The organism is Kitasatospora sp. NPDC015120, from assembly GCF_043080305.1.
Classification (GTDB): Bacteria; Actinomycetota; Actinomycetes; order Streptomycetales; family Streptomycetaceae; genus Kitasatospora.
Genome location: NZ_JBIBVJ010000003.1, coordinates 457,485 through 481,630, shown reverse-complemented (window position 1 = coordinate 481,630; position 24,146 = coordinate 457,485). Strand labels below are relative to the sequence as shown.

28 protein-coding genes are annotated in these 24,146 nt (G+C 74.4%); 15 read left to right on the top strand and 13 right to left on the bottom strand.

The window, feature by feature from the left end:
• Positions 1–67 precede the first annotated feature (67 nt).
• Positions 68–646 (bottom strand): TetR/AcrR family transcriptional regulator, encoded by a 579-nt coding sequence (locus ACF1AK_RS10945; protein WP_391498449.1) that lies wholly within the window; start codon positions 644–646, stop codon positions 68–70.
• Positions 647–738: 92 nt separating this feature from the next.
• On the opposite strand from ACF1AK_RS10945, the gene ACF1AK_RS10940 reads away from it, so the two are divergent.
• The 3 genes from ACF1AK_RS10940 to ACF1AK_RS10930 all read left to right on the top strand — a co-directional run bounded on the left by ACF1AK_RS10940 (position 739) and on the right by ACF1AK_RS10930 (position 3,652).
• Positions 739–1,185, top strand: a complete 447-nt coding sequence (locus ACF1AK_RS10940) for an anthrone oxygenase family protein (protein ID WP_391498448.1) — start codon at positions 739–741, stop codon at positions 1,183–1,185.
• A 105-nt stretch (positions 1,186–1,290) separates the two neighbouring features.
• On the top strand, positions 1,291–1,437 hold the full coding sequence (locus ACF1AK_RS10935; protein ID WP_391498447.1) for a hypothetical protein: 147 nt from the start codon (positions 1,291–1,293) through the stop codon (positions 1,435–1,437).
• Between the two features lie 142 nt (positions 1,438–1,579).
• Positions 1,580–3,652: a tetratricopeptide repeat protein gene (locus ACF1AK_RS10930; RefSeq protein ID WP_391498446.1), complete on the top strand. Its 2,073-nt coding sequence runs from the start codon at positions 1,580–1,582 to the stop codon at positions 3,650–3,652.
• Positions 3,653–4,037: 385 nt separating this feature from the next.
• Here ACF1AK_RS10930 and ACF1AK_RS10925 read toward each other — a convergent pair whose 3' ends face one another.
• A complete protein-coding gene (locus tag ACF1AK_RS10925) occupies positions 4,038–5,516 on the bottom strand; it encodes an insulinase family protein (RefSeq protein WP_391498445.1) in 1,479 nt (492 codons plus the stop codon).
• A gap of 125 nt (positions 5,517–5,641) precedes the next feature.
• On the opposite strand from ACF1AK_RS10925, the gene ACF1AK_RS10920 reads away from it, so the two are divergent.
• Positions 5,642–6,394 (top strand): SMI1/KNR4 family protein, encoded by a 753-nt coding sequence (locus tag ACF1AK_RS10920; protein ID WP_391498444.1) that lies wholly within the window; start codon positions 5,642–5,644, stop codon positions 6,392–6,394.
• 200 nt (positions 6,395–6,594) lie between these two features.
• A complete protein-coding gene (locus ACF1AK_RS10915) occupies positions 6,595–7,524 on the top strand; it encodes a hypothetical protein (protein ID WP_391498443.1) in 930 nt (309 codons plus the stop codon).
• A gap of 45 nt (positions 7,525–7,569) precedes the next feature.
• Here the strand turns inward: ACF1AK_RS10915 and ACF1AK_RS10910 are convergent, their stop codons facing one another.
• A complete protein-coding gene (locus ACF1AK_RS10910; RefSeq protein ID WP_391498442.1) occupies positions 7,570–7,776 on the bottom strand; it encodes an alpha/beta hydrolase in 207 nt (68 codons plus the stop codon).
• A gap of 60 nt (positions 7,777–7,836) precedes the next feature.
• On the opposite strand from ACF1AK_RS10910, the gene ACF1AK_RS10905 reads away from it, so the two are divergent.
• Positions 7,837–8,427, top strand: coding sequence for a DUF4240 domain-containing protein (locus ACF1AK_RS10905; protein ID WP_391498441.1), 591 nt, complete (start codon positions 7,837–7,839; stop codon positions 8,425–8,427).
• Positions 8,428–8,517: 90 nt separating this feature from the next.
• Here the strand turns inward: ACF1AK_RS10905 and ACF1AK_RS10900 are convergent, their stop codons facing one another.
• From ACF1AK_RS10900 to ACF1AK_RS10890, 3 genes are all read right to left on the bottom strand, one after another.
• A complete protein-coding gene (locus tag ACF1AK_RS10900) occupies positions 8,518–9,003 on the bottom strand; it encodes a hypothetical protein (protein ID WP_391498440.1) in 486 nt (161 codons plus the stop codon).
• Positions 9,004–9,254: 251 nt separating this feature from the next.
• A complete protein-coding gene (locus ACF1AK_RS10895; RefSeq protein ID WP_391498439.1) occupies positions 9,255–9,611 on the bottom strand; it encodes a cyclic-phosphate processing receiver domain-containing protein in 357 nt (118 codons plus the stop codon).
• Between the two features lie 95 nt (positions 9,612–9,706).
• A complete protein-coding gene (locus ACF1AK_RS10890) occupies positions 9,707–10,108 on the bottom strand; it encodes a hypothetical protein (RefSeq protein ID WP_391498438.1) in 402 nt (133 codons plus the stop codon).
• A gap of 204 nt (positions 10,109–10,312) precedes the next feature.
• Here ACF1AK_RS10890 and ACF1AK_RS10885 point away from each other — a divergent pair, with 204 nt between their 5' ends.
• A complete protein-coding gene (locus ACF1AK_RS10885; protein ID WP_391498436.1) occupies positions 10,313–10,867 on the top strand; it encodes a hypothetical protein in 555 nt (184 codons plus the stop codon).
• Between the two features lie 18 nt (positions 10,868–10,885).
• Here ACF1AK_RS10885 and ACF1AK_RS10880 read toward each other — a convergent pair whose 3' ends face one another.
• Complete coding sequence (locus ACF1AK_RS10880; protein WP_391498435.1) at positions 10,886–11,494, bottom strand: hypothetical protein; 609 nt, start codon at positions 11,492–11,494, stop codon at positions 10,886–10,888.
• A gap of 512 nt (positions 11,495–12,006) precedes the next feature.
• Between ACF1AK_RS10880 and ACF1AK_RS10875 the strand changes: the two genes are divergently transcribed.
• From ACF1AK_RS10875 to ACF1AK_RS10845, 7 genes are all read left to right on the top strand, one after another.
• Entirely contained in the window at positions 12,007–13,278 is a 1,272-nt protein-coding gene (locus tag ACF1AK_RS10875) for an ABC transporter substrate-binding protein (protein WP_391498434.1), read from the top strand.
• Complete coding sequence (locus ACF1AK_RS10870) at positions 13,275–14,195, top strand: carbohydrate ABC transporter permease (protein WP_391498433.1); 921 nt, start codon at positions 13,275–13,277, stop codon at positions 14,193–14,195. The genes ACF1AK_RS10875 and ACF1AK_RS10870 overlap by 4 nt, the downstream gene beginning before the upstream one ends.
• Positions 14,192–15,025: a carbohydrate ABC transporter permease gene (locus tag ACF1AK_RS10865; protein WP_391498432.1), complete on the top strand. Its 834-nt coding sequence runs from the start codon at positions 14,192–14,194 to the stop codon at positions 15,023–15,025. The genes ACF1AK_RS10870 and ACF1AK_RS10865 overlap by 4 nt, the downstream gene beginning before the upstream one ends.
• Before the next feature lie 9 nt (positions 15,026–15,034).
• Positions 15,035–16,225, top strand: coding sequence for an ABC transporter ATP-binding protein (locus tag ACF1AK_RS10860; protein WP_391498431.1), 1,191 nt, complete (start codon positions 15,035–15,037; stop codon positions 16,223–16,225).
• Positions 16,226–16,406: 181 nt separating this feature from the next.
• Positions 16,407–16,673: a GlsB/YeaQ/YmgE family stress response membrane protein gene (locus ACF1AK_RS10855; protein WP_391498430.1), complete on the top strand. Its 267-nt coding sequence runs from the start codon at positions 16,407–16,409 to the stop codon at positions 16,671–16,673.
• 139 nt (positions 16,674–16,812) lie between these two features.
• Positions 16,813–17,556 (top strand): polyprenol monophosphomannose synthase, encoded by a 744-nt coding sequence (locus tag ACF1AK_RS10850; protein WP_391498428.1) that lies wholly within the window; start codon positions 16,813–16,815, stop codon positions 17,554–17,556.
• A 22-nt stretch (positions 17,557–17,578) separates the two neighbouring features.
• Positions 17,579–18,841, top strand: a complete 1,263-nt coding sequence (locus ACF1AK_RS10845; RefSeq protein WP_391498427.1) for an aromatic acid exporter family protein — start codon at positions 17,579–17,581, stop codon at positions 18,839–18,841.
• Between the two features lie 56 nt (positions 18,842–18,897).
• On the opposite strand, the gene ACF1AK_RS10840 is transcribed toward ACF1AK_RS10845, so the two are convergent.
• From ACF1AK_RS10840 to ACF1AK_RS10820, 5 genes are all read right to left on the bottom strand, one after another.
• Positions 18,898–19,350 (bottom strand): SRPBCC family protein, encoded by a 453-nt coding sequence (locus ACF1AK_RS10840; protein ID WP_391498426.1) that lies wholly within the window; start codon positions 19,348–19,350, stop codon positions 18,898–18,900.
• Between the two features lie 4 nt (positions 19,351–19,354).
• Positions 19,355–19,828 carry a VOC family protein gene (locus ACF1AK_RS10835; RefSeq protein WP_391498425.1) on the bottom strand — a complete coding sequence of 158 codons (474 nt, stop codon included), beginning with the start codon at positions 19,826–19,828 and terminating at the stop codon, positions 19,355–19,357.
• A 117-nt stretch (positions 19,829–19,945) separates the two neighbouring features.
• Positions 19,946–21,277, bottom strand: coding sequence for a cryptochrome/photolyase family protein (locus ACF1AK_RS10830; RefSeq protein WP_391498424.1), 1,332 nt, complete (start codon positions 21,275–21,277; stop codon positions 19,946–19,948).
• Positions 21,278–21,390: 113 nt separating this feature from the next.
• A complete protein-coding gene (locus ACF1AK_RS10825) occupies positions 21,391–21,657 on the bottom strand; it encodes a metal-sensitive transcriptional regulator (protein ID WP_355376282.1) in 267 nt (88 codons plus the stop codon).
• Positions 21,658–21,799: 142 nt separating this feature from the next.
• Complete coding sequence (locus ACF1AK_RS10820) at positions 21,800–22,186, bottom strand: PRC-barrel domain-containing protein (RefSeq protein ID WP_391498423.1); 387 nt, start codon at positions 22,184–22,186, stop codon at positions 21,800–21,802.
• Between the two features lie 289 nt (positions 22,187–22,475).
• Here ACF1AK_RS10820 and ACF1AK_RS10815 point away from each other — a divergent pair, with 289 nt between their 5' ends.
• A complete protein-coding gene (locus ACF1AK_RS10815) occupies positions 22,476–23,309 on the top strand; it encodes an SAM-dependent methyltransferase (protein WP_391498422.1) in 834 nt (277 codons plus the stop codon).
• Positions 23,310–23,326: 17 nt separating this feature from the next.
• On the opposite strand, the gene ACF1AK_RS10810 is transcribed toward ACF1AK_RS10815, so the two are convergent.
• Positions 23,327–24,145: a class I SAM-dependent methyltransferase gene (locus tag ACF1AK_RS10810; protein ID WP_391498421.1), complete on the bottom strand. Its 819-nt coding sequence runs from the start codon at positions 24,143–24,145 to the stop codon at positions 23,327–23,329.
• Between the last annotated feature and the right edge of the window lies 1 nt (position 24,146).

Genomic DNA, 24,146 nt, shown 5'->3' with positions numbered 1-24,146 from the left:
GTGCGGCGGGCGGTTGCGAGCCCTCCGGTCCGGCCTCCTGCACGGACGTCAGGAACGCCCGCGGGCGTCAGAGCACGGCGAGGCGGTCCACCAGCAGGTCCACCCGCCCCTCGGTGTGCTCCGGCGGCAGCCTTCCCGCCCTGGTCAGGGTTGCCAGCCCGTGCAGGGCCGACCAGAACAGCTCGGTGAACAGCCCGGGGTGGACACCGTCGCCGGCGACCTCCCCGAGGTTCTCCAGCAGGGCGGCGAAGGCGTCCTTCAGGGGCTCCGGGGTGTCCTCCTGCGCGAACGCCAGTCCGCCGTCGAGCTGGAACATGGCGTCGTAGACCGCCGGGTTGCGTGCGGCGTAGTCGAGGTAGCCGCGGGCGAGGGCGGTGACCCGGGCGCGCGGGCCGTCCGCGGCGGAGGCCGCGGCCCGCAGCAGCACGGCCATCTCGGCGGCGCCTTCGAGGGCGACGGCGCCGATGATCTCGCGCTTGCCGCGGAAGTGGCTGTAGAGGACGGGCTGGCTGTATTCGATGCGTTCGGCGAGCCGCCGGGTGGTGACGGCATCCCAGCCCTGCTGCTCGGCGAGTTCACGGGCCGTGGCCACGATGAGGCGCTCGCGGTCCATCCGTTCGCGTTCTTTGCGCTGTTGTACCGACATGACTCGATCCTAGCATCGCTAGACAATCGAGCGACAGTAGAACTAGCATCGGCAGTGACATCTAGCGGCGCTAGATCCCGGAAGGGGTCATCATGTTCAACGCACTTGCGGTCTGCACCACCGTGGTCGTCGGCGTGATGGTGGGGGTGGAGTTCTCCGTCGCCTTCGTCATCAACCCGATCCTCAACGCCCTCCCGGACGACAGCACCCTGCGCGGTCGCGCCCACGGAGGCCGGATGCTCGGCGCCGTGATGCCGGTCTGGTACATCGGCTCGCTCGCCCTCGTCACGGCCTGGGCCATCACCGGACGGCACCACCACGACACCGGCCTCGTCGCCACCTCCGGCGCGCTGCTCCTCCTCAGCGTGATCATGTCGATCCTGCTCCTCGTGCCCATCAACGACCGGGGCAAGACGTGGACCCCCGAGGACCGGCCCGCCGACTGGAGGCGGCAGATGAACCGGTGGGACCGCTACCACTACGCCCGCGTCGCCGTCATCGTCGCCGCCTTCGCCCTGCTGGTCACCGCCCTCGCCTGAACCCTGGCCCGCGGCCGGCGCCACCCGGGGCGGCCGGAAGCGGCCACCCCGGGCCGCTTAGCGGAGTTTCCAATTCCTTGACAGTTCATACGAATTATCACCACCATGGGCCTTGGTCACCGCAACTCCCGGCCGACCGTTCCCCCACGTACACCGAAGGAGACAGACATGCGGAAGATGACGATCCGTAAGTCCGGCACCGTCACCCTGACCGGCAACGCCCGCCGGCTCTGGTTCGAGTGGTGCTGGTAGGAGCTCCGGCGCAGCGCTGACACCGGTGGCGCGCCAGGACGCTCCAAGAGCCCTGGCGCGCCACCGGGCCGGCCGGGGCCCCGGCCGGCGGAACGACAGCCCACGGCGGGGCCCGCCGGCACGATGAGGAGATGAGTCGACCATGCGGCACGTCTGGCTGGAGGCACCACTGCCCCGGGACCGCCGCACGGCGGCCGCCGGAGCCGAAGGGCTCCTGGGCTCCTTCGACTGCCGGGTCTGGCAACGCGGCCCCTACGGCGGGGTCGGCGAGTTCGTCCGCCGCCTCGTCCTCGACCAGGGGCACACCCCGCTGGTTGACCGCCATCAGGTCGAACTCCTCTGCGTGGTGCGGGACTTGCAGCCCGCGATGCCCTGGGCGACCGAGGCCGTCGCGGCGCTGGACGTCGCGGACGTGCAGATCAGGTTCCACCCGGCCCGGCGCACCCGCCACCTCGCCCACGGCGTAGGCGAGTTCGTGGCCGCCTGGTCGCAGGGCCCACGGACGCCGGCCGCCGTCGTGCTCGACCGGCTGGACGAGGCGGACGCCACCACCGTCGAGCTCGTCGACGTCCTGCTGCGACGCGTGGACCCCGCCCGGCTGAGGCTGTACGTCGGTGGCGCCGCACTGCCGGACGCACTCGCGGCCACCGTCGCCGAGTACGCCCGGCCCCTGACGGCCGCGCGACCCGGCACCGCCCCCGCCACCGACCCCGCCGCCCCACCACCGCCCCGGCCGGCCACCGGGAACCACGCGGCAGCCCACCACGGCCCCGACCACCACGACCCCGACCACCGCCACCCCGCCTGGCACGACGAGCGCGCCGACGAACTGGCCGCGACCGGCGAGTGGTCCTGGCAGCTGGGCGCGATCCCCTACCACCGCGAACGCGGCACCCGCCCCGCCACCGACGGGGTCGACGCGCTGCGCACCGCCCTCGGCCTCGCACTGAACAGCGGCTTCTACGAGCACGCCGTCCGCCTCGCCGGACGCGGCCTGCCGCTGGTGACCCCGACCGGCGACACCCGCAACTGGTGGGCCTTCACCACCGCGCTGGCCACCGCGCTGACCGCCCTGGACCGCCCGGCCGAGGCGCTCGCCCTCTACGACCACGCCCGGCAGGTCACCGACGAGCCGAGGATCCACCTCTCCGCGGCCTACTCCACCGCCATGCTCCACGCCCGCCACCTGCCGGCGAACGCCCGGGACCTCACCGCCGCCCGCAGCTGGCTGGAGCGCGCCCTGGCACTCGCCGAGCGGATCGAGGACCCGCGCGAACGCACCGTCACCACCGTCTTCCACCGCCAGGGCCTGGCCCTGCTGGACAGCCGCGCCGGCGACCACGCGGCGGCGCTGCGGACGGTCGAGGACGGCATCGCCCGGCTCGCCGAGACCCTGGCGCCCGGCGAACGCCCCCGGGACCGCGCCCGGTTGGTGCACAACCGCGCCCAGCTGCACCTCGCGCTGGGCGACCCGGCCCGCGCGCTCGCCGACCTCGACGCGGTGATCGAGCAGGACCCGCAGAACGCGGAGTACTACGTCGACCGGGCGGCCCTCCACCGGGCCGCCGGGCGCCCGGCGGAGGCGATCGCCGACTACGGCACCGCGATCCGCCTCGGCCCGCACCTGCCCGAGGCGTACTACAACCGCGCCGGGACCCACACCGACCTGGGCCGTCCGGAGGCGGCCCTGGCCGACCTCGACCGGGCCCTCCTGATCGCCCCCGACCACCTCGATGCCCTGGTCAACCGGGCCGGACTGCACCTGGACGACGGCCGGCCCGACCTCGCCGAACGCGACGCGCTCGCGGGCCTGGACCTCTCCCCCGGCCAGCCGCACCTGCTCTGCGTGCTCGGGGTGGTCGAATCCGAACGCGGCCGCCTCCCCGAGGCCGAGGCCCTGCTCACCCGGGCCGTCGAGCACGCTCCCGACCTGCCGGCCGCCTGGGTCAACCGCGCGACGGTCCGCTTCGACCGGGGCGACGTCCACGGCGCCGTCGCCGACCTCACCCGCGCCATCGCCCTGGACCCCGATCCCCTGGCCCTCTACAACCGCGGCCTGGCCCACCGCAGCCTCGGCGACGAGCCCGCCGCCACCGCGGACTTCACCCGCGCCCTGGCCGCCGGCCCCGACCCCGACCTGCGCGCCGAACTGCTCCGGGAACTGGAGCCGGCCCCGCACGGCCGGGGCTCCTCGGTCCCCGCCGGTCCGAGCTGACGGGCGGAAGGCCGCCCGCGCGTCAACCGGCCCGTCGCGGCAGCTCGTGGGTGATCCTTCCCAGCCGGTTCCGCACGACGAACCCCCGCTCCGGCCACTCGGAGCTCGCGAAGACGTCGCGCAGGTCCAGGTACTGCGGTCGCCCGGCCGTCCACCGGACCTCGGGCGCCGCGCCGGACCTGCTCCTGAGCTCGATCCGCCCTGTCTCCCCGGCCCTGCGGTTCGGACAGCGCACGACGCGCGCCCGGACGGCCCGGTCCGGCGGTCTCCTCGACAGCCGGGTGACGGGCAGTTCGAGCGTCCGGACGCCGGTGACCGGTCCGCGGCAGCCTGACGGGCTGCCGTCCGGCCTGCCGGACGGGCCGGCAGGCCGGACGCACCGCGGTCACCCCGTGGCGCGCAGGGCCGAGACCGGGTAGCGCAGGGTCTCCGGGACGGCGGCGTCGATGGCGGCGATGGCCGGGCCGAGGCCGGAGAAGAGTTGCGGGGCGACCGGGACGAAGCAGTTGCCGAGGCCCTGGAGGACGCGGCCGCCCTCGTGGACCTCGACGCCGACCACCTCGGTGTACGGGAAGCCGTGGATCCGGCCCTCCTCGTCCTGCCACCACGCACCGTCGGCGTTCACCACCAGCCGGACCTTGCGCGCAGCGCCGGACCGGGCCCGGGCGAGCAGCGGCGGCCGGTACTGCGCCCCGGCGGGCAGGCTGCTGCGCTCGGAGCAGCCGCCGGCGGGCAGTGCCGATCCGTCGGGCCGGCCGAGGAGCAGGTGCTCGACCTCGCACGGCACCAGCAGCAGCGCCGTCTCCATCGCCGCCGCGAACGCCTCCCGCACCTGGGCCGGGGTCACCTCGGCCTGGAGGGCGAGCCTGGTCTGCGCGTCCAGGTGGGTCTCGCCGAGCAGCAGGTCGGCCGCGCGTTCGACGACCTCCAGGTCGGCGGTGCGCGGGTCGGTCAGGAACTCCCGGGCGCCCTCGCGCTCCTCGGCGAGTTCGGCCTCGGTGGGCTCCTCGGTGGCGAGGCGCAGGGCCTCCTGCCAGAGCAGTTCGGCGACCCGCTTCTCCTGGCCCTCGCGGACGTCGAGCTGGATGCTGCGCTCGCCGCGGCCGGGGCCGACGAAGACGGCGCTGCCGCCGACGTCGTAGCTGAGGCCGTGCTCGTGGCGGACGGTGTCGGTCAGCCGCTGGCTGAGCACGTGGGCGGCGAGCAGCATCGTCTGGTCGTCGAGGTCGCAGGAGAGCAGCAGGCCGGGGCCGGGCACGTCGGCCCGGTGCCAGGACGAGCGGGTGGTGCGCGGGGCGGGGTGCGGGGTGCGGGTGGTGCGGGGGCCGGGGGCGAGCGGCAGGCGGAGGTCCTGCGGCGGCGGGCCGGTGAGGGCGAGGACGGCGTTGCCGGTGTGGAAGTGGCGGGCGACGGTGTCCCGGACGGCGTCCAGCGGGATGCGGTCGGCGCCGGGGCCGTTGAAGGAGGCCAGGCCGAGGCCCTGGGTGCCGTACCGGATCGACAGCAGTTCGGCGGTGACCGGGTCGGCCGCGCCGCTGCCCTCGGCGGCCAGCACTCCGGCCTCCTTCTCGATCCGCTCCAGGGGCAGGTCGGTGAGGGCGGCGCAGACGCGGGCGAGGAAGTCGACGACCTGTTCCGGGCGGCCGGTGCAGGTGAAGTCGGTGAGCGTGAGGCTGACCGAGGCGTTGTGCTCGAAGTGCAGCCGGGGCAGCGTGCTCATCGCGAGGTGCTCGACCAGGTGCGTCACCCCGAGGGTGCGGAAGGTCTCGTCCTGGAGCCCGCAGCCGAACATGAGGGTGGCTTCGAGGGGGCCGGGCGTTTCGGTCCAGATGACGGGCACGCCGTCGATGAGGTCGTGGTGCACCGGGTGAGCATACAGTTGTCGGCTTGTCGGCCCGGGCCGCCCATCGGACCGTGGTCGGCGGGGGCGGTGGCGCGCCGTCCCGTTCCGGCGCGGGCCTGTCGGACCCGCGTGCAACACTGCCCGTCATGCGGGCCGATCCAGAACTGCTGCGGGACCTGATCGCCACCACACCGGGGATGGTCACCCGGCCGGGCCGTGGCCGCCCGGAGGCCGCGATCCGCGCGGCGGAGTCCCTCACCGGCCCGCTGCCCCGCTCGTTCCGCTGGTGGCTGGCCGCGTACGGCGAGGGCTCGCTGCGCGGCCGCCCGATCGCCACGGTGGAGCCCGTGGCCGGCCTCGGTGAGCCCGGGCTCACCGAGGACCGGTCCGGTGGGGACCGGCTCTGGTTCCACGAGGACGACGATCACGAGCGCTACGGGTTCGCCCTCGACCGGGCCGCCGACGGGGAGTGGCCCGTCGTCGTGCACAGCCGCCTCACCGGGGAGGAGCAGCCGTTCGCCGATTCCTTCGCCGGCTTCCTCACGGTGTGGGCGGCGCTCGCCGGCGGTCTGCGGGAGGGGCCGAACCCGGCCGTCGCCCGGCTGTGGCGCGCCACCCCCGGCGTCCGCCTGCCGGACGGCGGCACGCTTCTCGGCCCGCACACCTTCCGGGCCCGCAACGACGCCTGGCAGGTGCGGACGTCGGCGCCGCACTGGGTCCTGGTCGGCGAGGACGGCGCGGGCGCGGGCCTGTTCATGCGCCGCCACGGCCGGGACCGCTCGTCCCTCCACCGCCTCGCACCCGGCCGCCTCCGGGGGGACGTCGCGGACGACGGCGAGCTGCTGGGCGCGGACCTCTTCGACTGGCTCGACGGCCTTCCCGGCCCCCCGGCCGGCTGACGCGGGAGCCCCTCGGACGGCGGCGGCGACCCGCCCCCGCCCTTCCTGACGGTCGTCGGCGCCGGGCGCGGTCCCCGTGGGGGGAGGGTCTCGGATGCCCCGACGAAACGCCAACCAGCCTTCGTGCCAAGGGTTTTGGGTGATGGCGAGCGGGGAAGGAGGCTGGCGCGGATGGTTCGCAGCAGGAAGGCAAGGCGCTCATGGCCACGCACGCCGAGGTCCACTACAGACGCCTCTCCGACGTGATGTCCCACTACCCGATGAATGTGATCGACGACGAGGTCCGCGAGATCCGTCACCTCTACTGCGCCGTCGATGCCATCACGGACCACCACCGGCTCCCCAGCCTGCCCCGGGTCACCGCGCCCGCTGCCGACGCGCAGCGCTGGAACGCCGCGACCGAGGCGTTCCAGCGGTCCATCGCCCGCACAGAGGAGCAGGCGAGCGCGGCCCGGCGCCATCTGCGATGGGTGCGCCCGGCTGCGCGTCCGTTCTGGAAGACCCGTTACGCCCTGCGCAACCGGCGGCTGCGCAGGGCGTACGACAGCACCATGGAACGCCTGGGCAACGACGTACGCACCGCCTACCGGGAGTTCCGCGAGCAGGCCGGCGACCTCACGCCGTACGTCCACGCCGAACTGGAGCGTCGCGAACGCGAGTCGCGCGAGTGGCGGGAACAGCGGGAACGGGAGACGCGCGAGCGTGCGCCCGCCCGGGCCGCCGCCATGGCCGAGGCCGCCGGCCGGCCGGTCTGGGCGTACACGCTGCGCGCCGGCACCCGCGGCGACGGCTCCTTCACGATCCACCTGCAGACCGTGGAGGAGGTGCGGGAGCCGCGTGGCGCGGTGACACGCACCGGCCTCACCGCGGAGCAGGTGCAGGCGGCGCTCACCGAGGAGCGTCTTCGGGACCGGTACACGAGCGTCCTGTGGTCCTCCGAAACCGCGCTCGCGCTGGAGGAGTGGCACGAGAGCGGACGGGTGCAGGAGGCCTGGCGCGAGCTCACCGGCGTCCTGGTCGACAGCTTCCCCCGGACCACCGAGCAGTACTCCAGGCCGCGCTTCCACGGGGTGTCCGGTTCCGACTACGGCGGCGGTTTCACCGGATTCACCGGCTTCGGCGGCTACTGACGGGCCGCCGGCGGCCGGACACGGCCGGCGTTCCGGCGGTGAGGGTCACCGGCCGCCGCAGGTGGCGTCCGCGGCGGGCGGCCGGCCCGTGGTCAGGTAGCGGGTGACGGCCCCGTGCGCGCAGGACGGGCCGTTGACGACCACCCCGTGGCCCTCGCCGCCGGCCACCGTGACCATCCGCGCACCGTGCAGCGCCCGGCGCGTGCCCCGCGCCATGGCCAGGGTCGTCCGCGGGTCCCACTCGTTCTGCACGATCAGGGCGTCGGCGTCGGCGTCGCGCGTGTGTCGGTGCCGGTTGCGATGCTGTGCGGCATGGACGACACGACCTTCTGGGCGCTCATGGACGAGCTGGGCCGTCGCCCCGGTGACCGGCACGAACGGCTGGCGTGGCTGCGCGGGACGCTGCGGCGCGGGCCGGCCGCGGAGGCGGTGGAGTTCCAGGCGCGTCTGGAGGCGGCGTGCGCCGTGGTCGCCACGGACGCCCTGTGGCGGGCGGTGCGCCGGATCGAGGGCGGCCTGTGCTCCGACGACGGCTTCGACTACTTCGCGCTCTGGCTGGTGGCCCAGGGGCGGCGGACCTACGAGGCGGTGCTCGCCGATCCGGACGCCCTCGCCGACGTCGCCGAGGTCCGGGCCCTGGCGGGGCGGCACCTGCGGGAGTGGCGTGACGACGAGTGGCCGGAGTGGGAGGAGCTGGACTACGTGGCCCAGGAGGCGTTCGACGAGCTGACGGGGCGGGGGGACGACGCCCAGGAGGCGTTCCACGAGGCCCTGGACGCCCTCCAGGAGGCGTCGGCGGATCCCGTGGAGGGGACCGCCGGCGCCGCCGGGGCCTCCGGGGCCGCGGTGCGGACCGGGACACCCCGGCTCGACGCCCTCTTCCCCGCGGCGGCCGGCTCCTGACCGACCGGCGGGCCCCCGGCCGATCGTGCCCGGCCGGGGGCCCGCCGACGGTGCCCGCGACGGTCGGGCCGGCCTCGTCCGTGGACGTCGTCAGTAGACGAGGATGTCCCAGTGGCTGCCCTCGTTGCAGTACAGGTTGCCCGATGCGGCCTTCCACTGCGGGTAGCCGTCGCCCCGGTAGCCGATGTAGGTGAAGCTGTTCTGGATGTAGCCGTCGATGCAGGAGTTGCGGGAGATGTCGACCTTGTAGCCGTTGTAGTGGCTGTAGGTGCCGGAGGCGTGGCCCACCTCGGTGCCGCCCGTGATGTTGATGGCGCAGCCACTGGCCTGCTTGAGGGTGATGATGGTGCTCACCGTGCCGGAGTTGATCTGCTCGAACGAGGTGCAGGTGGGGTTGGACCTGGTGGTGCAGCCCCCACTGGAGCTCCAGGTGATGCCGGCGTTGCTGAACTGAGCGGCGGCCGCCGACTGGGACAGCTTGGTACCGCTGGCGCCCGCCGTGGGCGCCGAGACGGCGAGGCCGGCCAGGGCCACGGCGGCGACGGTGGCTGCGGTGACTGCGGTGCGTGGCTTCATCTGCATCTCCCGGTGAGAACGGTGTGCGTCCGACTCGGCCCCGGCCCGGACGGAAGGTCGGGCGACCGGCCCACGGAACCGCCCGGGTGAGGGGGTGGTGCGCAGTGCTGTGACGCGGCAGTGCTGTGACGGCGGCGCTCCGGCGCGGCCGTGCTCCGGCGCGAGGGCGGCCGATCGAGTCGCACCAGGATGACCCACCGCGGTCTATGCGGGTAGACCCGCGTCCGTGAATTTCCCGTGACGGGGAGCGGTCACGAGGCCGTGGCCCGCCGGACCCGGTAGTTCCAGCGGGTGAGGGCCCGGACGACGGTGGCGGCGCCGACGGGGTTGGCGCTGTGCACGAGGACGGTGCCGATCTCGAAGGGCCGTCCGCTGGAGGCGGCTTCCTCCAGGAGGGTCACGACGGGCAGGATGTCGTCGTCGCCACCGAGGTCGTGGTCGAGCCAGAGCTCGTCGATGCGGGTGTCCCGGTGCTCGCGCAGGAGTTGGACGCCTTCGTGGCTGGTGCGGGCGATCCGGGTGGCGGTCGGGAGCGCCCGGAGGTCGTCGATGCCGAGGATGACGGGCGTCGGGGTGGAGGGGGCTTCGCTCACCGGGTCGTCGTTCACCGGGTCATCATCGCAGGTCGGTGGAGCGGATCACCCCGGCCGGGCGGCTCCGCGGGTGCGAGCCGGCCGGGGCCGGGGCGTTCGACCGGGTGGGGTCAGGGGGTGGTGCAGACGGCGGTGGCCCGGATGGACTCGGTGGCGGTACCGGTGTTGGTGCCGCGCACGACCCAGTAGCCGCCGCTCGGGTAGGAGTCGGTGAAGAAGATCCGGAAGGCGCTGGTCTGGCCGCCACCGCCGGTGGGCACCTCGCCGGCCGGACAGGCCACGTAGGCGATGCCGTTGGCGCCCGGGGCGACGTCGACCCAGTCGCCGAAGACCTGGTCGTGCGCGGCGAGCAGCGCGGGGTCGAGGACGCCCTGGCTGCCGGGGAGGGTGACGGCCGGCTTGTCGGCGGCGGGCTTGCCGGCGGGACCGGCATCGGCGGCGGCCGCGGTGCTCGCGGCCAGGACACCGAAGACGGCGAGGGCGGTCAGGGCGAGGGGTTTCGTACGGGCCATGTCGGGGCCTCCTGGGGTCGGTGGTTCGGCGTTCGCCGGCGGGGGCCGTTCCCCCGCACCGGCCCGATCCGTACCCGAACCACCCGGCCCCTCCCCCGGGCCGCCGCCCGGCTACCCGGGCGGCGGAAGGATGCTGCCTGGCCGGGCTAACAGCCGCCGGAAATCCGGATGCCACGCGGCGCGCGGGGTGGGAGGCTGCGCGCCATGACGGCATCCGAGGGACTCGGCGAACTGGACTACCTGCGCGAGATCGAACGCCTCGCCCATCGCCTCTGCGTCGAGGCGTCCGACGAGGACAGGATCGACCACGCGTCGGACCCGCAGGACGCGACGCCGTTCGGGCGCAGCCTGAACGCGCTGGCGCGGGCCGTGCGCTCCTACCACTTCGAGGGCGACGGCTGCATGGACGACCGCCCCCTGCTCAAGCTGGCCGCCGCCGCGGTCCTGAGGCCCGGCGCGATGCCGGCCGGGGTGGACGAGGACTACGAGCAGCTGTGCGCGCGGTTCGGGGTCGAGCCGCGTCCGGAGGGCTGGGCCCTGTGGCACACCTGGGGCGGCGGTGAGCAGGTGACGATGGTGGTGTCGGCGGTGGCCACCACCGAGGGGCTGTTGCGGAACTGGTCGCGCGGGCGGGAGTTCGACCCGGTGACCCCGTTGCCCGCACAGGTCGCCCTCGTCCACCGGGGCTGGAGCGGACCGATGACCTTCGCGCCGCGCGGGGTGCGGCGGCTCGGTGTCGCCGGGCAGCCGCTGTCCTGAAGGAGCGGGCCGGCGCGGTCAGTGGAAGACGATGGCGTGGCCGCCGGCGAGGCTGGCCAGGCAGGCGCGGTGGAGCTGGTGCCAGGCGTACTGCTCGGATTCGAACGGCCCGCCGGGCACGCCGCCGGGCTCGGCTCCGGTGATGCCCAGGGCCGGTGCGACGGTGGTGAGTTCGTGCAGCAGGCGCTGGGTGGAGCCGACCATCCCCGCGCCCGCGACGCCCGCCTCGGCGGGCAGGAACAGCGGGTCGGCGAAGTCCACCGGCACGTAGTAGCCGGCGTTGTCGGCGTGGCAGATCAGGTGCGAGGCGAACCTCGACGCCTCGTCCTGGATCAGCTCGCGCTCGCGCTCCCGGGCGGCCGCGCCGTCCTCGGCGGGTGTGACCGGCTCGCCGCGGCCGGTGAGCGCCAGCACGCGGCGCAGCCGGGTGACGTAGTGGTAGGGGAAGCCGCCGGAGAAGGCGGGGTCCTGCGGGGCGGCCGGGTCGGCCGGAGGCTCCTGCCAGTCGATCCCCTCCGCCGCGAGCGCGGCGCCGAGCCGTTCGAAGGCACGCCGGTGGTGCTCGAAGCCCTCCGGGTCGTTGCGTGCCTGGTCGTGGAGCAGTCCCACCGATATCGAGAGTCCCATGGCAGCAGAGCGTAGATGACGGCTCCGACAGGGCGGTTCCGCCGGGGGGGGCGGGCGCGGTGGGTTCCGGGGGATCCCGTCCGGCCCCAGGAGTGCCCGTGTCCGTGGGGAAGTCGTCGGTCCGTGCCCGCTGCCGCCGTGCGGTGGGGGCCGCAGCCGGGGTCCTGGCCGAACTGGGCCTGGGACGGCTCCCCCGGCCAGAGCCTGCGTCAGGTGGTCCGGAGTCGGCGCGGCCGGTTGCGAGCTGCGGATCCGGGTGTCCGGCCGGTCCGGCCGGTACGGCGGGCGGCCGCTGCGGCTGTCCGGGGCGAGCGCTGCCCGGGCCGGTGACGACGCGTCGGTGCTGGCCGGTCGCCGGCCGGGCCGGCGTGACGAGCCGGCCGCCGGCCACGACGCGGGGGCTTAGCCCGCCCGGGCGGTCGCCGGGGTGTCGCGCGGCGGCTCGGCCCCGCGGGGCGGGCGGGCGGCCTACCGTGGGCCAGCCGTGGGGCGGTCCGCCGGAGGGAGTCGCGATGCCCGGAACGAAGCAGTGGGGCGCCCTCGGCCTGGCGCTGGTGCTGGCCTGGGGCGCGGCGGGCTGCGGCGGTGGGGGCGGGGCCGGGGACGGCGGGACGGTCGTGCTCGACTGGTACAACTTCCCCGACGACTCGGGCGCGCTGCAGCAGGCGGCGGACACCTGCGGCCGCGACTCCGGCGGGCGCTACTCCATCCGTTACAACAAGCTGCCGCGCACCGCGGACGGCCAGCGCCAGCAGCTGGTGCGCCGGCTGGCCGCGCACGACACCGGCGTGGACATCATGGGCCTGGACGTCACCTGGACGCCCGAGTTCGCCGAGGCGGGCTGGGCGCGGGAGTGGACCGGTGCGCTGCGGGAGCGGGCGAGCGAGGACACCCTGGCGGCGGCGCTGCGGACGGCGACCTGGAAGGACCGGCTGTACGGCGTCCCCTACAACTCCAACACCCAGCTGCTCTGGTACCGCGACGACCTGGTGGAGGCGCCGCCCGCGACCTGGGACGAGATGCTGGACGCGGCGCGGCGGCTGGCCGAGCAGGACAAGCCGCACTTCATCGAGGTGCAGGGCGCCCAGTACGAGGGCCTGACGGTCTGGTTCAACACGCTGGTCACCAGTGCGGGCGGGTCGATCCTCACCCCGGACGCGACGGCGCCCTCACTGGGCGAGCCGGCCGTCACCGCCGCGCGGGTGATCCGGGACGTCGCCCGCTCCCCCGCCGCCGACCCGTCGCTGTCCAACCAGATGGAGGACGAGAACCGGCTCGCGATGGAGTCCGGCACCGCCGCCTTCGAGCTCAACTACCCGTTCGTCTACCCGTCGATGAAGGAGAACAGGCCCGAACTGTTCCCGCACTTCCGCTGGGCGCCCTACCCGTCGGTCGTCCCGGGGCGGCCGGCGACGGTGACCATCGGGGGCATCGACCTCGCCGTCGGCGCCTACTCCCGGCACCCGGAGGCGGCCCAGGAGGCCGTGCTGTGCCTGCGCAACCGTGAGAACCAGCTGACCAACGCGCTGAAGGGCGGCCTGCCGCCGTCGCTGCGCAGCCTCTACACCGCCGCCGAGCTCACTGCGAGCTACCCGTTCGCGGCGGACGTGCTGGAGGCCCTCGACTCCGCCTCGGTGCGGCCGCAGACGCCCGCGTACCAGAACGTCTCGATCGCCGTCGCGCACGCCCTGTCCCCGCCGTCGGAGGTGGACCCGGAGCGCACGGTGGCCGGCCTCTCCGGGCAGATCAGGGACGCGCTCGGCTCGAAGGGGTTGATCCCGTGACCGCGACCAGACTGGGCACGGGGCGCGCTGCCCGGCTCTCCGAGGGCTCCCGGCAGGAGCGCCGGCTCGGCTGGCTGCTGTGCGCCCCGGCCGTGCTGGTGATGCTGCTGGTGACGGCCTATCCGGTCGGCTACGCCGTCTACCTCTCCTTCCAGCGCTACGACCTGCGGTTCCCGGGCCGCTCGGCGTTCGTCGGTCTCGACAACTACGGGGCCGTGCTGTCCTCCTCCTACTGGTGGCAGGCGCTGTGGGTGACGGTGCTGATCACCGTCGTCTCGGTGGCGGTGGAGCTGGTGCTGGGGCTGGCGCTGGCGCTGGTGATGCACCGGGCGGTGATCGGACGGGGGGTGGTCCGCACGGCGGTGCTCGTGCCCTACGGCATCGTCACGGTGGTGGCCGCCTACTCCTGGCAGTACGCCTGGACGCCGGGCACCGGGTACCTGGCGGCGCTGCTGCCGCAGGGCAGTGCGCCGCTGACCGAGCACTGGCCGGCGATCGGGCTGATCGTGCTGGCCGAGGTGTGGAAGACCACCCCGTTCATGGCGCTGCTCCTGCTGGCGGGGCTGGCGCTGGTGCCGTCCGAGACGGTGCGGGCGGCGATGGTGGACGGGGCCGGGTTCGGGCAGCGGCTGCGGCTGGTGATCCTGCCGCTGATGAAGCCGGCCATCCTGGTGGCTCTGCTGTTCCGGACCCTGGACGCGTTCCGGATCTTCGACAACATCTACGTGCTGACCGGGGGCGCGAACGACACCGGCTCGGTGTCGATCCTGGGCTACGACAACCTGTTCACGGCGCTCAACCTGGGCATCGGCTCGGCGATCTCGGTGCTGGTGTTCCTCTGCGTGGCGGCGATCGCCCTGGTCTTCGTCAAGGTCTTCGGCGCGGCCGCGCCCGGCGGATCGGCGGAGCACCGGTGACCGCCCGGCAGGCCCGGGCCGGGGCGGGCTGGGGCGTGGTCAACCTGGTGGTGGTGCTGTACGCGCTGTTCCCGGTCTGGTGGATCGCCGCGCTGTCGTTCAAGGACCCGGCCACGCTGACCGACGGCAACTTCGTGCCGCGCAGCTGGACGCTGGAGAACTACCGCGGGATCTTCCGCACCTCGGAGTTCACCCGGGCGCTGGTGAACTCGATCGGCATCGCGGTGATCGCGACCACGATCGCGGTGGTGCTGGCCACCATGGCGGCGTACGCGGTGGCCCGGCTGCGCTTCCCCGGCAAACGGCTGCTGATCGGGATGTCGCTGCTGATCGCGATGTTCCCGCCGATCTCGCTGGTCTCGCCGCTGTTCGAGATCGAGCGGGCGCTCGGGATCTTCGACACCTGGGCGGGGCTGATCATCCCCTACATGACGTTCTCGCTGCCGCTGGCGATCTACACCCTGTCGGCGTTCTTCCGCGAGATCCCGTGGGAGCTGGAGAAGGCGGCCAAGGTGGACGGCGCCACGCCGGCGCAGGCGTTCCGGCTGGTGATCGCCCCGCTGGCGGCGCCGGGCGTGTTCACCACCGCCATCCTGGTCTTCATCTTCTGCTGGAACGACTTCCTCTTCGCGATCTCGCTGACCTCCACGGACGCCGCGCGCACCGTGCCCGCCGCGATCGCCTTCTTCACCGGCAGTTCCCAGTTCCAGCAGCCGACCGGTTCGATCGCCGCCGCGGCGGTGGTGATCACGGTGCCGATCGTGCTGTTCGTGCTGTTCTTCCAGCGCCGCATCGTGGCCGGCCTGACCGCCGGCGCAGTGAAGGGATGACGCGGACCGATGGCGGAGATCGTCCTCGACGGCATCACCAAGCGCTACCCGGACGGCTCGGTGGCCGTCCACGACCTCGACCTGACCGTCGCCGACGGGGAGTTCGTCATCCTGGTCGGCCCCTCGGGCTGCGGGAAGTCCACCACCCTCAACATGATCGCGGGCCTGGAGGACATCACCGGCGGCACCCTGCGGATCGGCGGGCAGGTGGTCAACGACCGGGCGCCCAAGGACCGGGACATCGCGATGGTGTTCCAGAGCTACGCGCTGTACCCGCACATGACGGTCCGTCAGAACATGGGCTTCGCGCTGCGGCTGGCCAGGGCCGACAAGGCGGTGATCACCGCCAAGGTGGAGGAGGCCGCCCGGATCCTCGACCTCACCGAGCACCTGGACCGCCGGCCCGCCCATCTCTCCGGCGGGCAGCGCCAGCGGGTCGCGATGGGCCGGGCGATCGTCCGCGACCCCAAGGCGTTCCTGATGGACGAGCCGCTGTCCAACCTGGACGCCAAGCTGCGGGTGCAGATGCGCACGCAGATCTCCCGGCTGCAGCGGCGCCTGGGGACCACCACCGTCTACGTCACCCACGACCAGGTCGAGGCGATGACGCTGGGCGACCGGGTGGTGGTGCTGCGCGCGGGCCTCGTCCAGCAGGTCGGACCGCCGCAGTGGCTCTACGACGAGCCCGCCAACCTGTTCGTCGCCGGGTTCATCGGCTCCCCCGGGATGAACCTGCTGCACGGCCGGCTGGAGGAGGGCGTGCTGCGCACCGCGCTCGGCGACCTGCCGGTGGGCGACCGGCTGCGCCGGCGGCTCACGGCGGCCGGCGCGCCGCGCGAGGTGGTGGTCGGCATCCGCCCGGAGCACTTCGAGGACGCCGCGCTGCTGGAGCACCCGGAGGGCGGTGCGCGGGTCACGGTCGGGATCGAGGTGATCGAGTCGGTCGGCTCGGACGTGTTCGCGCACTTCACCGTCGAGGGCGACACGGTCTCCGGCGGCGGTCTGGAGGAGATCGGCGCGCGGCAGGAGGAGGCGGGTGCCGGGGCGCCCGGGCGCGAGGTGGTGGCCCGGATCGGCACCGCCACCCGGGCGGCCGAGGGCGCGCCGCTGGAGCTGTGGATCGACACCGAGCGGCTGCACGTCTTCGACCCGGCCACCGGGGCGGCGCTCAGCGGGGGCGCGCGGGAGGCGGGCGGCTGAGGCCGGTCTCCTGGATCCCTGCCGGGAACGCGTCCCCCGCGGACCGGGCCGCACGAAGGACGGTTGGAACGCGGAGGAAGGGGCAGGCGGGGGGCGCGGACGACCCGGTTCCCCCGCTGGACGTGCCGCGCCGGACGGTTCGGGCGATCATGGGGGAACGCGCCTCGAAAGGTGGAATGCGATGTTCCAGCTCCTGTGGATCCTGCTCATCGGTTTCGTGCTCGGCCTGCTGGCCAAACTGATCCTGCGCGGCCCCCAGGCGATCCCGTGGTGGCTGACCATGCTGCTCGGTGCCGCCGGGGCCTGGCTCGGCAACGCGGTCTCCGGCTGGATCGGCGTCCGGAACACCTCCGGGATCGACTGGATCCGCCATCTGCTCCAGCTCGGCTTCGCCGTCCTCCTGGTCGCCGTCGTCGCCCCCGCCTGGAGTTCCCGCCGGACCAGATGACGGTCCGGCGCGACGGCGTCCGCGACGACGCGGCTACACTCGCACGGTCGTACTGCGAACGGCCGTGGCCGGCGCGGCCGTCGGCGCGGACGCCGGGGCCGCGCCGGCCACGGGCGCCGGACTCACGAGGGAACAGAACATGGTCGAGGCCTCCCCGAAGGTCGTTGTGGTCGTGCCCACCTACAACGAGCGGGAGAACCTTCCGGTCCTCGCCGGACTGCTGGCCGGTCTCGACCTGCCGAACCTCCACCTGCTCGTCGTCGACGACAACTCCCCCGACGGCACCGGGGAGATCGCCGACAAGCTGGCCGCCGAGTCCGGCGGCCGGGTCACCGTGCTGCACCGCACCGAGAAGGACGGCCTCGGCCGGGCCTACGTCGCCGGCATGACCCGGGCCCTGGAGGACGGCGCGGACGTGGTCGTCCAGATGGACGCCGACCTGTCCCACCCGGCCTCGGTGCTGCCGCTCATGGTGTCGACCCTGCTCGCCGACGACACCGCGGTGGTGATCGGCTCCCGCTACGTGCCGGGCGGGTCGACCGCCGACGAGTGGCCGTGGCACCGCAAGGCGCTCTCCGCCTGGGCCAACCTGTACGTGAACACCATCCTCGGGCTGGGCGTGCGGGACGCCACCGCCGGTTACAAGGCCTGGCGCGCGCAGACGCTGCGCGCGATCGACCTGCCGTCGGTGCACAGCAACGGGTACTCCTTCCAGGTCGAGCTGAACCACCGGGTGGTGCGGCGCGGCCTGACCATCAAGGAGGTCCCGATCCGCTTCGAGGAGCGGGTCGAGGGCGCGTCGAAGATGAGCCTCGGGGTGCAGGTGGAGTCGGCGCTCGCACCGTGGAAGCTGCTGCGTGAGGGGCGCGGCGGCAAACCGTAGGGACGTAGGGAAGGAGCCGCGCGTGGCCCTGGCGCCCGACCGGGCCGCCGCACTGGTGCGGCGCGCCGCCCGTGAACCCTTCGTCGTGCAGACCGCCCGGGCGACCGTCGCCGCCACGCTCTCCTACGTGGTGGCGACGCTGCTCAGCAGCGAGCCGGCCCCGCTGACCGCGCCGCTCACCGCCCTGCTGGTCGTCCAGGTCACCGTCTACTCGACGCTCACCACCAGCATCCGCCGGGTGAACTCGGTGGTGGTCGGCGTGCTGATCGCGATCGGCTTCAGCACGGTGGTCGGGCTCTCCTGGTGGAGCCTCGGGCTGATCATCCTGGCCTCGCTGGTGATCGGCCGCTTCGTCCGGGTGGACGAGTTCGTCCAGGAGGTCGCGATCAGCGCGATGCTGATCCTCGGCGTCACCCAGGTGACCTCCCGGGCCTGGGACCGCGTCCTGGAGACGCTGATCGGCGCGACCGTCGGCCTGGTGTTCAACCTGGTCTTCGCGCCGCCGGTCTGGGTGGACACCGCCGGGGAGTCCATCGAGGACCTCGCCCGCCGGGCCCGGCACCTGCTCCTCGACCTCTCCGACCAGCTGGGCCGCCCCACCCCCGTCGCGGACGCCGCCGAGCGGCTGCACGAGGCCCGCCGGCTCGACCAGGCGATCGCCGACGTCGACGCGGCACTGCGCCAGGCCGAGGACAGCCTGCGCTTCAACCCGCGGATCAGCGAGGGGCTGCTCTCCCGGCTGGTGCTGCGCACCGGGCTGGACACCCTGGAGATCTGCGTGGTGGTGATCCGGGTCATCTCGCGCTCGCTGACCGACCTCGCCAAACGGCGCGGGCCCGGCGAGCCGCTGGTCGCCCCGGCCCTGGCGGTGGCGATGGAGGAACTGCTCGCGCACGTCGGCGGCGCGCTGGTGAGCTTCGCCGTGCTGGTGACCACCCAGGTCAGCCTGAACGCCGAGGAGGCCGAGGAGCGGCTCGCCTCGGAGCTGACGGCCGCCTGGGCGAGCCGGGAGAACGTCGCCCGGCTGCTGCTGGAGCAGGTGCGGGCGGACCCGGAGGCCTGGCACCTGCTGGGCTCGCTGCTGACGGAGGTCGACCGGATCCTCGACGAACTGGACCTGGAGCACCGCTCCCGGCGGCTGATGGAGGAGCTGGACCGGGCCTCGGTGGCGAGCCGGGAGCGGTTCTCCCGGCTCGGGCGGCTGCGCCGGTGGGTGCGCGGCGACCGGCCGGGGCTGGGCCGGGCACGCCGGCGGCGGCGGCGCAAGCGCGCCAAGCGGGCCTGAGGGGCCGGGCCCGAGCGGTGGAGCGGGTCGGGGCCCCGGGCTCGGGGCCCGGGGGCTCAGGAGGGCATGGTCCAGGGGTCCTGCGGGAGCGGGTGACCGGTCTCCAGGTAGGTCTTCAGATTGGACAGCACGGCCGACCAGCCCGCCTCGGCGTCCGCGCGCTCGGCCTCGTCGGCCAGGTTGTCGTGGGTGACGGTCAGCCGGGTGAGGTCCCCGTGGGAGCGCAGGTCGAAGGTGACCCGCGACGGCCCGGCGGGCCGCTCCTCGCCGGGGCCGGACCAGGTGGTGACCAGGCGGTTCGGCCGCTCGGCCGCCTCCACCGTGCCGAACGCGTCGGCGACGCCGGAGCCGTCCGCGCGCTGGTGCTCCCAGCGGGCACCGGGCTGCCAGGTGGAGACGTTGCGGTGGCCCCAGTAGAGGCCGGACTCGTCGGGGTTGGTGAGGGCGTGCCAGACCCGCTGCGGGGTGGCGTGCAGGTAGGAGACGTGGCGGTAGGCGGGAACGGCCATGCGCTCACCCCTCGGCCGCGTCGAGCAGCTGCCGGATGTCGATCTTGCGCATGGACAGCATGGCCCGGGTCACCCGGGCGGCCTTCTCGCGGTCCGGGCCGGAGACCAGGTCGATCAGGACCCGTGGGGTCACCTGCCAGGACAGGCCCCAGCGGTCCTTGAGCCAGCCGCACTGGCTCTCCTGGCCGCCGCCCTCCAGCAGCGCCGCCCAGAGCCGGTCCACCTCCGCCTGGTCGTCGCACTGCACCTGGAGCGAGACGGCCTCGGTGAACGGGAAGACCGGGCCGCCGTTGAGGGCGACGAACGGGCGGCCGTCGAGTTCGAAGGCGACGGTCACCACGCTGCCGGGCGTGCCGGGGCCCGCCTCGGTGTAGCGGGTGATGTCGGTGATCCGCGAGTCCGGGAGGACCGAGGTGTAGTAGCGGGCGGCCTCCTCGGCCTGGTCGTCGTACCAGAGGCATGGGGTGATCTGCTGCATGGAGCCGACGGTAGCGGCGGGCCCCGGCCGGGCGGCCGCGCCACGGCCGGGGGTCACCGGTTCGGCGCCCCCGGCCCGCGTGGCGGCGGGGTCGGCGCGGGGTCGGCGGCGGGCCGGTCAGTCCAGTGCCCGGGCGGCCCGCAGGCGGGCGGAGAGCGCGGCCGGGTCGACGAGCGGCTCCGGGTAGCCGGCCGGGTGCTCGTCGAGCAGCCACGGCCGGTGCACCGCCCGGCCGGGGACGTGGGCCAGCTCCGGGACCCAGCGCCGGACGTAGGCGCCGTCCGGGTCGAGGCGGTCGGCCTGCGCCAGCGGGTTGAGCACCCGGTTCGGCCGGGTGTCCGTGCCAGTGCCCGCCACCCACTGCCAGTTGAGCTGGTTGTTGGCGAGGTCCCCGTCCACCAGCAGCCGCAGGAAGTGGCGTGCGCCGATCCGCCAGTCCCGGTAGAGGGTCTTGGTGAGGAAGGAGGCGGTGACCAGCCGGGCCCGGTTGTGCATCCAGCCCTCGTGGGCGAGCTGGCGCATGCCCGCGTCGACCAGCGGGAAGCCGGTGCGCCCGGCGCGCCAGGCCGCGCACTCCTCGTCGTCCTCCGGCAGCCAGTGGTCGCCCCGGTCGCGGTAGGCGTGGTGCGCGGCCCCCGGGCGGGCGGCGAGCACCTGGTGGTGGAAGTCGCGCCAGGCCAGCTGCCGGACGAACGCCTCGGCGCCCTCGCCGCCGTGCCGCAGCGCCTCGGCCACCAGGGCGGCCGCGGACAGGCAGCCGAAGTGCAGGTACGGCGACAGGCGCGAGGTGGCGTCGGCGGCGAGGTCGTCGTGCAGGTCGGCGTAGCGGTCCAGCGGGTAGCGGCGCCAGAGCCGCCGGCCGGCCCGCTCGCCGCCCGGCGGGAGCGCGGGCGACTGCGGCTCCGCGGCGGGCACCGGCTCGCTCGCGATGCCGTCCGGGGTGCGCAGGGCCTTGGGCGGGCGGTGGACGGTCCGGCGGGGCGCCTGCGACCAGGCGCGGAAGTACGGGGTGAAGACGGCGTAGTGGTCCTTGCCGGCGGGCGTCACGGCGCCGGGGACGACGGCGGTGAGCGAGCCGTCGTGGACGTGCAGGCGCTCGCCGAACTCGGCGCGCAGCGCCTGTTCGCGGCGCTGGGCGAAGGCGCTCACGCCGGCGGCCACGTGCACCGAGGCGGCGTGCAGCTCTGCGGCGAGCCGGGCGGTGGCGGGGGCGGCGGGTCCGCGGCGCAGCACCAGGCGGCCGCCGAGCGGGCGCAGGGAGGCGTCCAGGTCGGTGAGGCAGTCGGCGAGGAAGGCGGCGCGGTTGGGCGCGGCGAAGCCGGCGGCGGCGATGCCGGGGTCCAGGACGAAGAGCGGGACGACTTCGTCGGCGGCGGCGCAGGCGGCCCGCAGGACGGGGTTGTCGTGCAGGCGGAGGTCCTGGGTGAGCAGGGCGATGGCGAGACTCATGGAAGGACGAGCCTGGCACGGCCCGGGGGCGGAACGGCGCCCGGCACGCCGCCGGCGGGGGCGTGCGCCGTTGTGGCGCACGCCCCCGCCGTGGGACGGGTGGGAGCCGGGGTTCAGGCCAGGGCCAGGAAGAGCTTCTCCAGCTCGGCCTCGCTCATCGGCGGCGCGTCGGCGTCGGCGCCCGCCATGCACTGGCGCATGCCGCTCGCCACGATCTTGAAGCCGGCCCGGTCGAGGGCCCGGGAGACGGCGGCCAGCTGGGTCACCACGTCCTTGCAGTCCCGGCCGGCCTCGATCATGGCGATCACGCCCGCCAGCTGCCCCTGGGCACGCCGGAGCCGGTTCAGGACCGCGCCGACGGCCTCCTCGTCCACCTGCATCTCAGCACCGCTTTCCGCTGTCGACTACCGACTGCCCAGTGTACCCCGTGGGGTATCGCTGCCCCGGTGGGCGACGGAGGGACGGGCGGCGCACGGGCAGCGCGGGGGCGCGGGGGGCGCGGGGCGCGGGCGGGTGCGGCGGTCAGCGGCGGGCCAGCCGCCGTTCGCCGCCCGTGCCGGTGACGTAGTCCAGGCCGTAGTGCGCGAACACCTCCGGCTCGGCCTCGGCGGGCAGCACGTCGTCGACGCCGATCGACGGCGCCGACTTGACCAGCGCCCTCGGGAACGCGACCTTGAGGTACCCCGGGCCCAGGACCGCGCCGTCGAGGGGGACGAAGACCAGCTTGCTGTTGACGTTCAGCCCGACGGACACGGCCGGACCGATCGTGACGGTCGCGAAGTACGGCTCGTCGCTCGCGGTCTCGACGTAGACGGACTCCAGTTTGCCGATCTTGTGGCCCTTCTGGTCCACGACGGCCTGACCCCGCCACTCCCTGATGTCGGCCGGAACGATCTCGGCGACGGCCATGGCGACCTCCCGTAGCCGCCGAACGGTGGCGGCACCTCGGTTGGGCAGCGGCCCGGACGGTCGGGCGGTGCCCCGGACCCTCCCATCCTGCGCCGCGGGCGCGAGGACCGCCCGCCGGGCCGGTTCGCCCGTCCGGGTGAACCCGCGGGCTCCCCTCCCGTGCACGGCGGCGAACGGCGCGATCCGGACATCCGGGGGTGAACCGGCCAACCCCCCGCGGGAGGCCGCCCGAGCACCTACGCTGTCCGCCGACGGTTCGTCAGATCGGCTGGGCGGAGGCGCGGCAGCAGTGGTGAGCTACGAAGGCATGTGGGAGCCGGGCGAGCCGGGCATCGCCGCCGACCTCCGCCCGGAGGTTCCGCACCCCGCCCGGATGTACGACTACTACCTCGGAGGCAAGGACAACTTCCCGGCCGACCGCGAGGCCGCCGAACGGGCCCTGGCCGCCAACCCCGAGTTCCGTTCCACCGCCCGCGCCAACCGGGGCTTCCTCACCCGGGCGGTGCGGTGCGTGGCCGGTCTCGGCATCGACCAGTTCCTCGACATCGGCACCGGCATCCCCACGGCCGGCAACACCCATGAGATCGCCCAGGCGGTCGACCCCGGCGCCCGGGTCCTCTACGTGGACAACGACCCGATCGTGCTCGCCCACGCCCGCGCCCTGATGGGCGGCACCGCCGTCGGCCGGACCACCGTCATCCAGTCCGACCTGCGCCGTCCCGCCGGGCTCCTCGCCGACGCCGAGGCCGAGAAGCTGCTCGACTTCGACCGCCCGATGGCCCTGGTGCTCGCCGCCGTCCTGCACTTCGTGCGGGACGAGGAGGGGCCCTACGACGTGGTGCGCACCCTGCTGGACACCCTCGCCCCCGGCAGCCACCTGATCCTGTCGCACGGCACCGCGGACTTCCTGCCCGCCGAGGTCCGCGACCGCGTCACGGGCGTCTACAGCCAGGCCACCGCTCCCCTGGTCGGCCGCAGCCGGGAGCAGGTGCGGGCCTTCCTGGACGGCCTGGAGGTCCTCGACCCCGGGGTGGTCACCGTTCCCCTCTGGCGCCCCGAGGCCGCGCCGGGCGCCGGCGCCGAGCGCGTGAGCATGTACGGCGCGGTGGCCCGCAAGCCGTAGGCCCGGTGCGGGCGCACTCAGGCGGGCTTGCTCGCGCGCACGGAGTACATCAGCGGGACGCGCGGCTGCCCCGCGGGGAAGCGGAACACCCCGTCGTGCTCCAGCACCGGGAAGCGGGCGAACAGCGTGAAGTCGTGCTCGTGGAGGAACTCGACCCGCAGGCCCGCCGCCACCAGGGCGCTCACGACCTCGCCGATCCCGTGCTGCCACTCCACGGTGACGGTGGCGGCGGTGGGAGCCATCGCTCCGTCGGTGTAGGTGCCCGCCTCGTCCCAGACCGTCCCCTCGGAGTGGAAGTAGTCGTACTCCACCGTCCGGCCGTCCTCGGCCAGGGTGTCGGCGAAGGGGTGGAACTCCGTGAGGTAGAGGAAGCCCCCGGGGGCGAGCAGGCTCTCCACCGTCCGCGCCCAGCGCGTGATGTCCGGCAGCCAGCACAGCGCGCCCCGGCCGGTGTAGACGATGTCGAAGCGCTGCCCGCCGAGGGCGTCCACCGCGTCGTACACGTCGGAGACGACGAAGCGGGCGGTGTCCGTGCCGATCCGTGCGGCGAGGTCGGTGGCGGCCTCCACGGCCGGACGGGAGAAGTCGAGCCCGGTGACGGCGGCCCCGTGCCGGGCCCAGGACAGGGTGTCCTGGCCGAAGTGGCACTGCAGGTGGAGCAGGGACTTCCCGCGCACGTCGCCGACCTCGGCGAGCTCGAAGTCCTGCAGGGGCTCCCGCCCCGCGACGAAGCCGGGCACGTCGTAGAAGTCGCTGGCCACGTGCACCGGGACGCGGCCGTCCCAGTTGGCGCGGTTGGCCGCGAGCCAGTCGGCGGGGGCCGGGATCTTCGTCATG

What these genes read in the sequence shown, in the direction of transcription:
- ACF1AK_RS10900 (WP_391498440.1), bottom strand. Translation starts at nt 9,003, where the DNA reads ATGAAGCCACGCACCGCAGTCACCGCAGCCACCGTCGCCGCCGTGGCC.
- ACF1AK_RS10880 (WP_391498435.1), bottom strand. Translation starts at nt 11,494, where the DNA reads ATGGGACTCTCGATATCGGTGGGACTGCTCCACGACCAGGCACGCAAC.
- ACF1AK_RS10855 (WP_391498430.1), top strand. Translation starts at nt 16,407, where the DNA reads ATGTTCCAGCTCCTGTGGATCCTGCTCATCGGTTTCGTGCTCGGCCTG.
- ACF1AK_RS10935 (WP_391498447.1), top strand. Translation starts at nt 1,291, where the DNA reads ATGGGCCTTGGTCACCGCAACTCCCGGCCGACCGTTCCCCCACGTACA.
- ACF1AK_RS10820 (WP_391498423.1), bottom strand. Translation starts at nt 22,186, where the DNA reads ATGGCCGTCGCCGAGATCGTTCCGGCCGACATCAGGGAGTGGCGGGGT.
- ACF1AK_RS10930 (WP_391498446.1), top strand. Translation starts at nt 1,580, where the DNA reads ATGCGGCACGTCTGGCTGGAGGCACCACTGCCCCGGGACCGCCGCACG.
- ACF1AK_RS10885 (WP_391498436.1), top strand. Translation starts at nt 10,313, where the DNA reads ATGACGGCATCCGAGGGACTCGGCGAACTGGACTACCTGCGCGAGATC.
- ACF1AK_RS10945 (WP_391498449.1), bottom strand. Translation starts at nt 646, where the DNA reads ATGTCGGTACAACAGCGCAAAGAACGCGAACGGATGGACCGCGAGCGC.
- ACF1AK_RS10940 (WP_391498448.1), top strand. Translation starts at nt 739, where the DNA reads ATGTTCAACGCACTTGCGGTCTGCACCACCGTGGTCGTCGGCGTGATG.
- ACF1AK_RS10860 (WP_391498431.1), top strand. Translation starts at nt 15,035, where the DNA reads ATGGCGGAGATCGTCCTCGACGGCATCACCAAGCGCTACCCGGACGGC.
- ACF1AK_RS10920 (WP_391498444.1), top strand. Translation starts at nt 5,642, where the DNA reads ATGCGGGCCGATCCAGAACTGCTGCGGGACCTGATCGCCACCACACCG.
- ACF1AK_RS10825 (WP_355376282.1), bottom strand. Translation starts at nt 21,657, where the DNA reads ATGCAGGTGGACGAGGAGGCCGTCGGCGCGGTCCTGAACCGGCTCCGG.
- ACF1AK_RS10850 (WP_391498428.1), top strand. Translation starts at nt 16,813, where the DNA reads ATGGTCGAGGCCTCCCCGAAGGTCGTTGTGGTCGTGCCCACCTACAAC.
- ACF1AK_RS10915 (WP_391498443.1), top strand. Translation starts at nt 6,595, where the DNA reads ATGGCCACGCACGCCGAGGTCCACTACAGACGCCTCTCCGACGTGATG.
- ACF1AK_RS10835 (WP_391498425.1), bottom strand. Translation starts at nt 19,828, where the DNA reads ATGCAGCAGATCACCCCATGCCTCTGGTACGACGACCAGGCCGAGGAG.
- ACF1AK_RS10840 (WP_391498426.1), bottom strand. Translation starts at nt 19,350, where the DNA reads ATGGCCGTTCCCGCCTACCGCCACGTCTCCTACCTGCACGCCACCCCG.
- ACF1AK_RS10890 (WP_391498438.1), bottom strand. Translation starts at nt 10,108, where the DNA reads ATGGCCCGTACGAAACCCCTCGCCCTGACCGCCCTCGCCGTCTTCGGT.
- ACF1AK_RS10830 (WP_391498424.1), bottom strand. Translation starts at nt 21,277, where the DNA reads ATGAGTCTCGCCATCGCCCTGCTCACCCAGGACCTCCGCCTGCACGAC.
- ACF1AK_RS10905 (WP_391498441.1), top strand. Translation starts at nt 7,837, where the DNA reads ATGGACGACACGACCTTCTGGGCGCTCATGGACGAGCTGGGCCGTCGC.
- ACF1AK_RS10875 (WP_391498434.1), top strand. Translation starts at nt 12,007, where the DNA reads ATGCCCGGAACGAAGCAGTGGGGCGCCCTCGGCCTGGCGCTGGTGCTG.
- ACF1AK_RS10810 (WP_391498421.1), bottom strand. Translation starts at nt 24,145, where the DNA reads ATGACGAAGATCCCGGCCCCCGCCGACTGGCTCGCGGCCAACCGCGCC.